An 11110-nucleotide genomic window follows, 5' to 3' on the forward strand; every position below is an offset into this window, starting at 1 on the left:
CGGCGTCCCGGCCGGCGTCCTGGGCGGCGTCCCGGCCGGCGTCCCGGCCGGCGCCGTTCCGCGGAAGGCGGGACGGGAAACCGCGACACCCGCCTCGTAGGCGCTCTCGGCGGGCGGCGGACCCGGCGTCGGCGGCGTTGCGGACGGACGGCCCGGCCCGCCGCCGGACTCCCGGGTGCTCCCCCTGTCCGCGCCGTCACCGCCGTGCCGGGCGTACAGGGCGCGCCCGTTCGCACCGGCACGCCCTTCGGCTCCCGCCTCTGGCCCGGCCGCCTCCGCTTCCTCCGGCTCGCGCAGCCGAGGAGGCTCCGGGTCGAAGAGGGACGGAAGCCGCGGGCGGAGGCGCGGGCCCGGCGCGCCCAGCAGACGGTCCACGAAGTCGCTCACCCGGCCGCCTCCAGGTAGAAGCGGCGGCGCGCGGGGCTGACGGCGAGGACGTCGCGCTCCGTCCAGCCGTAGGCGCGGGCGAGCGCGTGCACCTCGTACAGCAGGCGGCGCGCGTACCCCTCGATCTCGGCCCACAGGTGCCCGGGGACGTCCAGCTCCGCCGACCAGGAGTGCCCGCACCCGGGACACTCCAGCGCCACCGCCGTCTCCGCGCCCGGGTCGACGCCGGGCAGCCGCCGGGCCACTTCCTCCAGGACGTGGCCGGGCAGGGGGCCCGCGTCCGGGGTGGTGGCGACGACACAGCGCTGCAGCAGGGCCCGGCGGGAGTCGCGGCCGCCCGGGGCGACGGCCAGCAGGTCGCTCAGGGTCAGGGCGCGGTACGTGACCTCGCGGCCCGCCGCCCGGAAGCTTCCCGTGGGCGGCTCGGTGCGCGCCCCGAGGACCGGCGCCGATGCAGGGGCCGGGGCCGGGGCCGGCGGGCGCAGTTCGGCCGTCTCGACGGCGACTTCGAGCGGTTCGCCGCACGCCGGGCAGTCGGTGGCGCAGGGCAGCGAGCTGCCGAAGGCGCGCTCGCGGAAGCCGAGCAGCAGGGCGTGGAGCCCGGCCAGGGTGAGGTCGGCGACGGGCTCGGTGTCGCCCACGGCGGTCCTGGCGAGCAGCAGGGCCCGGTCCTGCGGGCCCTGCCCGCTTCCGGACTCCCACACCGCCAGCAGCTGCGCCTCGGTCAGCTCGGCCACCACCACGCCGTCACCCCGAGGCGGTGTCGGTGAACTGCGGGAGCTGCGGCGGGGTGGTGGGCTCGCGCACCCAGCCGTGGTGCTCCAGCTTGATGTGCTCGAAGGCGACGGCGTTCGCGTTCGCGTCGAGGTCGGGGAGCGCCTGGTACTCCGACACCCAGCAGTCGTGGACGGAGTACGACAGCACCTGCTGCCCGGCCTCGTCGAACACGTCGATGATGAGGTCGCGGCGGAAGTCCTTCAACGAGGTCTCCAGCCCGCCGGCCGACTTGCGCAGGCTCCACACCTTGTTCGCCCACTCCTCGAAGGCGGTGTCGGCCGTGCAGCCGCGCTCCAGGGTGATGGCCTCGTACTCGGTGCGCCCGGGCAGCTTGCGGCTGGTCCCCGGATCGCCGCCGTCGCGGTGCTTGACCACCTCGGTGGTCCGCTTCAGACCGCTGACCTTGCTGATCCCCGCGATGTACGTCGTCCCGCCGCCGAACTTCACCCGGAACCGGAAGTTCTTGTACGGGTCCCGGCGCGTGATCTCCGGCATCGTCCTCGCTCCTCCTGCCTCTTGCGACCTGCACCTGGGCCTGGGCCTGATGCCTAGACCTGGACCTGGCCGGCGAGCTGCTGAATGTGGATGATCACGAACTCCGCGGGCTTGAGCGGCGCGAACCCGACCTGGATGTTGACGATCCCGCGGTCGATGTCGTTCTGCGGGTTGTTCTCCCGGTCGCACTTCACGAGGTACGCCTCGGCGGGCGTGCGGCCCTGGAACGCCCCCTCGCGGAAGAGGGAGTTCATGAAGGCGCCGATGTTCAGCCGGATCGAGGCCCACAGCGGCTCGTCGTTCGGCTCGAACACCACCCACTGGGTGCCCCGGTACAGGCTCTCCTCCACGAAGAGGGCGAGCCGGCGCACGGGAAGGTACTTCCACTCGTCGGTGAGCTGATCGTTCCCCCGCATGGTCCGGGCCCCCCAGGCGACCGGCCCCACGGCGGGCAGCTCGCGCAGGCAGTTGACGCCGAGCGGATTGAGCCGCCCGTTCTCCAGGTCGGTCAGCGGCATCTCCAGCCCCTGCACTCCGTTGAGCGAGGCGTCGGTGCCGGCCGGCGCCTTCCACACACCACGCTGCGCATCGGTACGGGCCATCACTCCGGCCATGACCCCACAGGGCGGGAAGTCCCGCACGAGACCGTCACGACGGGAGTCGGAGGCCAGGACGCGGGGGAAGTAGATGGCGGCGTTGCGGGCATCGCCGCCGGTGATCGGCAGCTTCCTGGCCAGCTCCACGACGCCGTCCGCCGTGGCCGCATCGGTCCATTCGGTAGGCGGGTCGACGAGCAGAATGGCACGCTGCTTGACGCAGAGATCCGCCGCCGCGGACAGCAGGTTTAGGCGGACCTGAGCCGCCAGGTCCTTGTTCTGCGTGACCTCCGGGAGGCACAGGATGTTGAAGATGTCGGTCTTGAGCAGCTGATAGAGGCCCAGCTTCCCGGCTTGGCGCCCCTCCCCGATGTAATCCTCTTCGGCGGGAAGACTGTCATCCGGCGCCTTGGACAGGTCGATCGTCGTGTAGCGTCCGCCGCTCTTGTCCTTCGCCGCCGCTGCCGGCTTCGGCTGTGCCCCCTCTTCGGCTTCGTCGCCTTCGGCGGCGGGCTCGTCGTCGGGCTCGTCGGGCTCGTCGTCACGCAGTTGGTCGGTGATTTTCGGGTCGGTCTTGTTTGCGGCCGGAGCTTCGTTTCCCTGCCCGTCCTTGAGCCACTTGACAAGCTGTGAACCCGCAAGGACCCTGCGCAAACTGCGGGGGCTGTCCTCGCGCACGCTGACGTTCAGGTACGTCTCCTCCACCCCGGTGCCCTTGTCGAGGATCCTGAGGTTGTAGGCGTCCTTCTTCGCTTTCCCGTCGTCCCCCAATGCCTCTTCAACCCGCGCTCGGAGCTTCTTCGCCCATGCCCCGGGGCCGATGGGCGCCACCTGGGGACGGCTGTCATTGCCGCCAGGACTACCGGCTGCCTTTGCGCCGAGGCGCAGAGGCATATCCGTCTCCTGCGCTTTCGGCACCACCCGCACGATCTCCGCCTCGGCCCCGCCATTGCGGTAGAACTGCTCCACGGCGTAACTCATGGCGCTGTTCTTGTGCAGGCCCCCGAACTGCTTCTCGTAGTCGCCCCACGAGGTGATGTGCACCGGCCGGTCGGTACGCCCCCGCGGCGCCCAGCCGACAAAGGCGGCGATCGACGTCGGAACGCCGGTGATGGTCCGTACGGAGCTCTTGACCTCGTCGATGTAGACGCCCGGGTAACTGACCTTCACCGGCATGACGCCTCTTCTCTCCGACGGTACGGGGCTACGGAGCGGACTCGTTCCACCGTAGGAACCGGTCCGGACGGGAGTCGGACGAGCGGGGCGTGTCTCCCCCGGTCAGGGGACCCACCAGGGCCGTTCAGCGCAGTCGCGAACCGGGTTGATCTCGCGCTCACACCCGAGCACCGCCGTGGGCCCGGCGCTCTCGGCCGGCCGTACTCGATAGCGGCCGCGCCGGAAACCGGCCCCACGTCCTTACGACGCCCCTCGCACGCTGGCCGCTGGCCCCGGGGCCGGCCCGTGGTAGTGAATACCTCGCCGCTGTCGTAGTGCACGACGCCCCTAAAGTTGCCGGTCAGCGGCACAGCCAGGAGGGGCACCCGTCGGGGCGCCCCTCCCATAAACCCTATGTCAGTGGATCTTGATCCATATGATCTTGTGAATGTACGCCTGACCCGGCGACCACTGGCCCCACTTGTTGAGGCTGACGGTCTCGAGTCTCGGGTCACTCTCGTTACGCTGGAACTGGAAGGTCACGGCGTTGTTTCCCGACTCTACCCAGTTGACGCCGTAGATGGCGACGGGCATTTCTCCGCGGTTGGCGAAGCAGAGCGTGTCGTGGCCGTTGTTGTTGTGTATTTCGAAATAGTCGTTCTGGTTGCAGTTCGTGCGGTTGATCGGGGCAACACCGGTGCTCGCGGCCGTGGCCGGCAGGGCTGTAGCGGCCAGAGCCGCCATAGTGGCGGCGGCGATACCGACGGAGCGACGCATGGACAGATTCACTCTCTCTCCCTTTCTCCGATGAGACAGCAGCCTCCACCGTCGCATGCACAGCAAGGCTTTCAGAAGCATCCATACCGGCCAGCTTTCAAATACCCGTGGTGTGCGCACATAGATAAGCGCCGGGACACTGGACATCCAGCCAATCGGGAGGGCCCTGAGAGGTAATTGGCCAAAATCGGCGAAGACTGAGGGCGCGACAAGCCGAATTGTGATCGCAGTCACATTCCCGTCCCGTCGTGGCCTGTGCCGACGTTGTGACGCATCTTTTCTGCGAGGGGATGGTCGTACGGGGTGCCTGCCTGCGGGTCGGCGTTGTTCTTCTGCCCGGCTCGGTCGTTGCTGACGTTGGTGCCGTCCTCGGCGTGTTTTCACCTCTGCCCCGGTGCCACTGTCCGGGCCTTCGAGCCCGTACCGGGCGTGCACGCTCTCCTCGGGCGCGACCTTGTCTGCTGCGGCAGGGGCGCCCGCATCGTCCCGTATGCGCTGGGGGCCTCGGGGGGGGACCGTCCCGTAAAGGGCTGGAGCACCGTCTCGTGATCGACGACAGGCAGATGGCAGGCCCCGGCCGGGCAGCCGGGGCCCGGACGGCTACCGGCCGGCCTACTTGAACGTGTCAGCGCAGTGTCGGTGTTGTCGAGGGCGGTTACCAGTTGCTCCCGGCCCGCCTTCAGCATCTCGCCCTGCTCCAACCATGTGGCCCCCGGACCTGGTTCGCCTCCCGCGCCGTTCGACGTCGGCGACCACGAGAGCCACACCGACCCGCACGGCACCGGCGTCGCCGCGCTCCTGATCGAAGCCATCGCGGTGGTGAGCGTGTGACCGCCCCGGCCCTGCGGAACCTGCACCTCTCCCCCGGCGACGCCCCCTCGGTGCTCATCCCCCGCTTCCTGGAACCTCGGAGGTATGCGCCTCCCCGGCCGGGGAAGAGCGGGCGGCCGGTCAGAGGTGGGCGAGCAGGAAATCCCGGACCTCGGCGTGGGTCATCGGTCCCGCGCTGCGTGCCGCCACCGCACCTTCCTTGAGCAGGACGACGGACGGGGCTCCGGTGACGCCGTACCGCTTGGTCGCCTCCGGGCAGCGGGTGATGTCGATCTTGACGGCTGTCAGGAGGCCCGCGTACTCGTCGGCGATCCGGCCCACGACAACGTCCATGGCCCGGCAGGCCTCGATCGCCTTCGGCCATGTTCCGGAGAAGTAGGCGAGGACCGGGCCTTCGCTCATCCTGAGGACAAAGTCGACCTCCTCGTCCTCCAGCGGCTGATGAACGCGCCTAGGCATCGGAGCTCCTGACCTCGTGATTCGACATATCGGGGGACCATCATCACGTGCCACGGCCCCCACCCGCTTGCTGCTGCCGTCTTTCACGGCCGGACGGGCGTACGGAGGCGGAGCGCTGCTGCGCCCCACTGTCCGGGCGGCCATGGAACAGCGTGGCTCCACCCTCACCCGTACCCGAGGCGGCGAGGGGCCTGAGGCCGACCTCCGTAAATCAGCGGGCACGACGGGCATGCCGGTGCGGCGTCCCCCGGGCCGGGATCTCGCCCCGTCCGGGGGACGCCGCGTCGTTCAGGGCGTTCGGGGATCAGGACGCGATGGACGTCAGTTCTTCGATGCGTTCGGCGAAGTCGGGGTCGGGGAGGGGGAGGTCGAGGGCGTCGTTGTCGTCGAGGGCGTGGGGGACGTAGGCGATGACGGCGTTGGTGGCGGCGGAGAAGACGCTGGTGCCGCGGAGGTGGGCGAGGAGGCTCAGGACCGCGTTGAGGTCCGTGCGGTCGATCGTCTCGGGCGTTTTGGGGATGAGGTGTTCGAGCCCGGCCTGCTCGTGCCACAGTTCGGCTTCGCGGCGCTCGCCGAGGGCCATGTGGTGCAGGTAGAGGCAGCAGGCCGCGCCGCGGTTGCCCGCTCCGGCGGCGAACTGCCACCAGAACTGGGCGGAGTCCCCGCGCTCGGCGAGGTGCAGCACGCAGCCCAGGACGAGGGCGCCCGCGGGTTCGAGGATGCGGCAGGTGAGGAATCCGCCCAGCTCGTGGAGGTTGCGGGTGACGACGGTGCGGCACAGCGCCTGCAACTGGCGCCGGAAGGCCCGGTGGGGCAGGTCGCTGCGCTCGGCCGTGCGGGCCGCGGCGGTGCGGGCGGGGGCCATCTGGTCGTCGAAGGAGAGGGCGCCGTGCAGCATCCGGGCGGTGATGCGGGCCGCCAGCCGGGCCTCGGCCGCCTGGGTGTCGGCCACGGTGTAGGGCGGCCGGACGAGCCGTACCCGGGCCAGCGCCAGCTCCAGCGAGGTGTGGCCGGTCACCTGTCCGTCCCTCCTTCGTCGCCGGAGGGGCCCTGGTCGAGGCCGAGGGCGTGCTGGAGGCGGTGGCGGGCGAAGCGTGCGGCGGAGCGCACGCCGGCGGGGGTGATGCCCATGATGCTGGCGACCTCGCGGGTGGAGTGGCCCAGGACGTGGAGCAGGACGATGACGTCGTGCTGGCGTTCGGGCAGGGCGTGGATGGCGTCGTAGACGGCCAGGCTGTGTTCGAGCTCGCCGATGGGGTCGAGCGCGTGGTGGAGCGCGGTGGTCTCGAAGGCGGCGGTGTCGATGACGGCAGGGCGCCGTCCCCGGGCCCGGGCCGTGTCGACGGTGCGGTGGCGGACGACCGCCCAGGCGTAGGCGTTGGGCGATTCCTGGGAGAGCACTTCGGACCAGGCGAGGTAGAGCTCTTCGAAGGCCTGGTCGACGGCTTCCTCGGCGTCGTGGCGGTGGCGCAGGTAGAGCTCGGCCCAGTGGATGTAGATGCCGCGGTAGAGCTCGTGGAAGGCGCGGTAGTCGGCGGGGAGTCCGGTCACGGGGATGACGCCTGTGCGGGGAGGGTGTGCGGGGCCGGGGTTCATCGCGTCCCTCCCACCCGCCGGCGCCGGGGCGCGCCCTCGAGGGGGCGCGGCGGCGCGGGCTGATGGTTCAGGCCGATGCGTACCGTGGCGGCTGCGGCGCGCCGCAGGAGGTGCCAGGCATCACCGGCGAAGACGCGTGCGACCAGCGCTGCGGTGAGCAGGTCGCCGGCGAGTTGAGATTTCACGGAAGCAGGGATCCCTCCGGTCGGCGGACAAGCGGCTCGGGCGCACCGGCGGCGCACGCTCCCCCGGACGCCGCCTGCTGCCCCTGTCGGAGGAACCCTTCTTCGTCCTCCGCCCATATAGGCGACCGCCACGGCCGGAACGTGCAACGGCAGAACGTAAAGAGTTACGGAAGATGATCGTCCGGTCATCGCGGCGCCGGACGCGGGTACTCAGTACCGGGTACCGGGTACCGGGTACCCGGCGCCGAGCACCCGGCACCGAGCACCGTGCACCGGCCGCGGCAGGTTCAGCTCGTCAAGTGCCCCAGCACCGACCGCACCGCCCGCTCCACCGCGTCCCGCGCCTCCTCCGTGTGGTCGATCGTCTCGAACCCGTGGTGACCGAGCGGCACGTCGACCACCTCGACGCCGGCGCCGCAGTTCTCCGCGGCGCTCAGGAACTCCTCGACCGTCGCCGCGATCGCCGCGTTCTCCAGCCCCACCCGGGTGAGCACGACGGGCAGTTGCCCGGCCGCGCCCACCGCCTGCACCGGGCGGAACCGGGCCTCCACGAGCCCCCAGCCCGGGAGCGGCGCCAGCACGGGGTACGTCATCGCCACGCACCGCAACCACGGCGGCGGCTCCGCGAGCCGGTCCGCCGACAGCAGCCCGCCGCCGGAGAAGTACCACAGCGCGATGCGGTCCCCGTCGACGCGCGGATCGGCCCGTACGCGCTCCACCGCCGCGGCGACGTCCTCCGCGGCACGCGCGTAGTCGGAGAGGCCGTGCAGCCGGTGGTCCAGCATCACTCCGACCGCTCCCAGGCTCGCCACGTACCGGCAATAGCCGATGTAGGCGGGCCAGTCGCGCGGCGTGGGCCGTACGTCGGGGGCGACCGGGCCGCCGTGGACGAACACCACCGCGGGTCGGGGCCGGCCGGCATCCTGCGCGGCGTCCGCGCCCGGCAGATCCGGCGCACCCGGCGCACCCGGCGCACCCGGCGCATCCGGCACGTCCAACGCGTCCGGAAGCTCCGGCAGGTACAGATCCATCTGTCCCACCCGCTCGCGCGGCCGCTCCTCCACGTCCAGCAGGAAGGACCGCAGATGCGGGGGCTGCTCGCTCGCCGCCGCGGTCACCCGGTGGCCCTCGCCCGCAGCGGCACGGAGCAGCACTCCGGCCAGTTCGCCGGGCGAGGAGAGCATCGGCCAGTGGCCGGTGGCGAGTTCGAAGAAGGTCACCCGGGGGTCGGCGAGCCACCGGAACTGCGGCGGGCCCGACGTGACCAGGAACTCGACCATCTCGATGTTCGAGCCGTTGGCGGTGCACAGGACGCCCGTCGTCGGCAGTCCCGAGGCGGCGCCGGTCAGCCGGAGCGGCTGGGTGAGCGTGCGCGCGGGCTGCGGCACGGCGAGCCGGGTCATGCGGGCCAGGGCCTCCGGGGGGATGCCGTCGGTGCTGCCCCAGCGCTGCCACTCGTCGTACTGCGGCGGGGGAACCGGCCCGCCGCTCTCACCCGGCCCGGGCTGCTGCAACAGCCCCTCCCTGACCGCCTGGTCGGGCACCAGCGCGACCGCCGGGTCGCCGTCCTGGGGCAGGCCCGCGTCCAGGTAGACGATGCGGGCGATCCGCTCCGGCCGCCGGTCGGCGGCTCCCAGCACGGGGTGGATGCCGTAGTCATGGCCGACGATCACGACCTCCGGCGCGTCGATCCGGTCGATCAGCCGGACCACGTCCTCGATGTGCGTCTCCAGGTCCGTCCCCGGCCCGGCCGGACGGGCGGGGTCTCCCATGCCGGTGAGCGTCGCCGGGTACACCTCGGCTCCCGACTCCTCCAGCCGGGCGGCCGCCTCCCGCCACACCCAGCCCCCGGTGAAAGGGCCCGCCACCAGCACGAACGCCGTCATGATCGCCTCCTCGCATACCGCACTCCGCGGAAACGGCCACCGGGGCCGTCCGCGCTCGCCGGTACGGTAGGAACTCCTCCAGGGGGAGATTCAAGGGCGCTTCGCACCACTGCCCCGGTCAGCCGTCACCACCGTTCAGCTGGATCAGGTCCCAGCGGTTGCCGTACAGGTCCCGGAAGACCGCCACCGTGCCGTACGGCTCGCTCCGCGGCGCTTCCTCGAAGACGACCCCGGCCGCCCGCATGCGCGCGTAATCGCTGTCGAACGCATCGGTGTTGAGGAACCAGCCGACCCTGCCGCCCGTCTGGTCCCCGATCCGGCCGGCCTGTGGTGCGTCCGCGGCCCTGGCGAGGAGGATCGCCGTTTCCCGCGCTCCGCGCGGAGCCACGACCACCCACCTCTTCCCGGCGTCGATCCGGGTGTCTTCCAGCAGCTCGAAGCCGACGGCGTCGCAGTAGAAGGCGATGGCTTCGTCGTAGTCGCGCACGACGAGGGTCACCAGTCCGAGAGAAGGCATCGGACGATCATGCCCGTGCGCGGACGCGTACGCCACCGTCGCCCTGGTCCCGGAGCCTCAGGGCCCCACCGGCAGCCCCTGCGGTTCCTTGATCCGCTTCATGATGATCTGCGAGTTCACCTCGGTGATCCCCGAGAGCGTGGTGAGGCGCTCGATCCACAGGCGCTCGTACGCGGTGAGGTCGGCGACCGCGATGCGGAGCAGGCAGCCGGGGCTGCCGAAGAGCCGGTAGGCCTCGATGACGTCCGGGATGTCCTGGAGCGCCGCCTCGAAGGCCTCGACGGCCTCGCGGTCGCGCTTGACCTCGATCGAGACGAGGACCTCGAAGCTCCGGCCGACGGCCTCGGGGTTGATGACCGCCCGGTAGCCCTGGATGACCCCGTCCTGTTCGAGCTGGCGGACGCGGCGCATGCACGGGGAGGGGGTCAGGCCGACGCGGTGGGCGAGCTCCTGGATGGTCAGACGGCCGTCGGCCTGGAGCTCGCGCAAGATATTTCTGTCGATTCCGTCCACTGCGTAATTATCCACCACGGCGGGGCGCCCCGCGCGCTCAAATCAGCGATCCAATTGCGTCCGATTCGTCCTATGGTTACCCCCGGTCGCCGCTCCCCCGCGGACGGCCGCAGTGAACTTCGGTGCAGTGATCTTCAGAAAGGGCGGCAGACGTGGGACAGGTCGTCGTCATCAGCACGGGCGGAACGATCGCCAGCCGCTGGCAGGGCTCCGGTTTCGCCGCCGACGCGCGGGGCGGCGACGTCCTGGCCACGGCAGCGGTGCCCGAGGGCATATCCGTGCGGGTCGTCGACCTGATGAGCGTGAACAGCGCCCGCCTCACCACCCGCGACCAGCTCGCCCTCCTGCGCACCGTCCACGAGGTCCTCGCCGATCCCGGTGTCGACGGCATCGTGGTCACGCACGGCACCGACACGCTGGAGGAGTCGGCCTTCTTCGTCGACCTCCACCACCACGACCCCCGCCCGGTCGTCTTCACCGGCGCCCAGCTCCCGCTCGAAGCGGCGGACGGCGACGGGCCGCGCAACCTCCACGACGCCCTGCTCACGGCCGGCACGGCGGCCATGCGCGGCATGGGCGTCCTGGTCGCCTTCGACGGGCAGGTGCACGCCGCACGGGGCACGATCAAGGTGCAGACCCTGGCCGCCGACGCCTTCGCCGACCCCTCCGGCAGCCCCGCTCCGGCGGCCGCGAGGTCCACGGCGCCGCCCTGGGTGTAGATCTCGGCGACGGATCCGGAGGGCACCCGGGTGGTCAGGGCGACGAGCACGCCGCGGGAGACCGCCGCCTCGACGGCGGCGGCGACCTCGGGGGTCGCGTTGCCCGCGCCGGTGGCGACGAGGACCATGCCCTGGGCGCCGGCTTCGACGGCGGCGTTGAACAGCAGCGGGTCCGCGTCGCAGTGGTGCATGACGACGTCGACCCGCGGGAGGGGGC

Annotated in this window: 12 protein-coding genes and 3 pseudogenes; 2 read left to right on the top strand and 13 right to left on the bottom strand. The window is 71.4% G+C overall.

All coding sequences use genetic code 11. The features are described 5' to 3' along the window. The 5 genes and pseudogenes from ACSNOG_RS29220 to ACSNOG_RS29240 all read right to left on the bottom strand — a co-directional run. Window positions 1-387, bottom strand: a pseudogene (locus ACSNOG_RS29220) (hypothetical protein); the annotation flags it as partial. Then, window positions 384-1130 (bottom strand): hypothetical protein, encoded by a 747-nt coding sequence (locus tag ACSNOG_RS29225; RefSeq protein ID WP_436755714.1) that lies wholly within the window; start codon window positions 1128-1130, stop codon window positions 384-386. The gene ACSNOG_RS29225 and the pseudogene ACSNOG_RS29220, both read right to left, overlap by 4 nt. Before the next feature lie 4 nt (window positions 1131-1134). Beyond that, window positions 1135-1659 carry a phage tail protein gene (locus tag ACSNOG_RS29230; protein ID WP_058043010.1) on the bottom strand — a complete coding sequence of 175 codons (525 nt, stop codon included), beginning with the start codon at window positions 1657-1659 and terminating at the stop codon, window positions 1135-1137. A gap of 53 nt (window positions 1660-1712) precedes the next feature. After that, window positions 1713-3431, bottom strand: coding sequence for a phage tail sheath family protein (locus ACSNOG_RS29235; RefSeq protein ID WP_436755715.1), 1719 nt, complete (start codon window positions 3429-3431; stop codon window positions 1713-1715). Window positions 3432-3827: 396 nt separating this feature from the next. Beyond that, window positions 3828-4199 carry a beta/gamma crystallin domain-containing protein gene (locus tag ACSNOG_RS29240; protein ID WP_436755716.1) on the bottom strand — a complete coding sequence of 124 codons (372 nt, stop codon included), beginning with the start codon at window positions 4197-4199 and terminating at the stop codon, window positions 3828-3830. A 693-nt stretch (window positions 4200-4892) separates the two neighbouring features. Between ACSNOG_RS29240 and ACSNOG_RS29245 the strand changes: the two genes are divergently transcribed. After that, window positions 4893-5018 (top strand): hypothetical protein, encoded by a 126-nt coding sequence (locus tag ACSNOG_RS29245; RefSeq protein WP_436755717.1) that lies wholly within the window; start codon window positions 4893-4895, stop codon window positions 5016-5018. Window positions 5019-5138: 120 nt separating this feature from the next. On the opposite strand, the gene ACSNOG_RS29250 is transcribed toward ACSNOG_RS29245, so the two are convergent. From ACSNOG_RS29250 to ACSNOG_RS29280, 7 genes are all read right to left on the bottom strand, one after another. Further along, window positions 5139-5477, bottom strand: a complete 339-nt coding sequence (locus ACSNOG_RS29250; RefSeq protein ID WP_436755718.1) for a thioredoxin family protein — start codon at window positions 5475-5477, stop codon at window positions 5139-5141. 304 nt (window positions 5478-5781) lie between these two features. Then, a complete protein-coding gene (locus ACSNOG_RS29255) occupies window positions 5782-6495 on the bottom strand; it encodes a hypothetical protein (protein WP_179083717.1) in 714 nt (237 codons plus the stop codon). Next, a complete protein-coding gene (locus tag ACSNOG_RS29260) occupies window positions 6492-7028 on the bottom strand; it encodes an RNA polymerase sigma factor (RefSeq protein WP_436755719.1) in 537 nt (178 codons plus the stop codon). The genes ACSNOG_RS29255 and ACSNOG_RS29260 overlap by 4 nt, the downstream gene beginning before the upstream one ends. A 41-nt stretch (window positions 7029-7069) precedes the next feature. Then, window positions 7070-7258 (bottom strand): hypothetical protein, encoded by a 189-nt coding sequence (locus ACSNOG_RS29265; RefSeq protein ID WP_436755720.1) that lies wholly within the window; start codon window positions 7256-7258, stop codon window positions 7070-7072. Window positions 7259-7545: 287 nt separating this feature from the next. Continuing rightward, the gene (locus tag ACSNOG_RS29270; protein WP_436755721.1) at window positions 7546-9144 is read right to left on the bottom strand and encodes an alpha/beta hydrolase; all 1599 of its coding nucleotides are present in this window, start codon (window positions 9142-9144) and stop codon (window positions 7546-7548) included. A gap of 118 nt (window positions 9145-9262) precedes the next feature. Beyond that, a complete protein-coding gene (locus tag ACSNOG_RS29275; protein WP_436755722.1) occupies window positions 9263-9661 on the bottom strand; it encodes a VOC family protein in 399 nt (132 codons plus the stop codon). A 57-nt stretch (window positions 9662-9718) separates the two neighbouring features. Next, window positions 9719-10174 (bottom strand): Lrp/AsnC family transcriptional regulator, encoded by a 456-nt coding sequence (locus tag ACSNOG_RS29280; protein ID WP_436755723.1) that lies wholly within the window; start codon window positions 10172-10174, stop codon window positions 9719-9721. Window positions 10175-10326: 152 nt separating this feature from the next. Here ACSNOG_RS29280 and ACSNOG_RS29285 point away from each other — a divergent pair. Further along, window positions 10327-10845 (top strand): annotated as a pseudogene (locus ACSNOG_RS29285) (asparaginase domain-containing protein); the annotation flags it as partial. A 65-nt stretch (window positions 10846-10910) separates the two neighbouring features. On the opposite strand, the pseudogene ACSNOG_RS29290 reads toward ACSNOG_RS29285, so the two are convergent. After that, window positions 10911-11084, bottom strand: a pseudogene (locus ACSNOG_RS29290) (asparaginase); the annotation flags it as partial. Window positions 11085-11110 lie beyond the last annotated feature (26 nt).

It is taken from the genome of Streptomyces sp. URMC 124 (assembly GCF_051386455.1).
GTDB lineage: Bacteria > Actinomycetota > Actinomycetes > Streptomycetales > Streptomycetaceae > Streptomyces.

Coding starts and splice junctions, on each gene's coding strand:
- ACSNOG_RS29230 (WP_058043010.1), bottom strand. CDS start 1,659: ATGCCGGAGATCACGCGCCGGGACCCGTACAAGAACTTCCGGTTCCGG.
- ACSNOG_RS29235 (WP_436755715.1), bottom strand. CDS start 3,431: ATGCCGGTGAAGGTCAGTTACCCGGGCGTCTACATCGACGAGGTCAAG.
- ACSNOG_RS29250 (WP_436755718.1), bottom strand. CDS start 5,477: ATGCCTAGGCGCGTTCATCAGCCGCTGGAGGACGAGGAGGTCGACTTT.
- ACSNOG_RS29270 (WP_436755721.1), bottom strand. CDS start 9,144: ATGACGGCGTTCGTGCTGGTGGCGGGCCCTTTCACCGGGGGCTGGGTG.
- ACSNOG_RS29275 (WP_436755722.1), bottom strand. CDS start 9,661: ATGCCTTCTCTCGGACTGGTGACCCTCGTCGTGCGCGACTACGACGAA.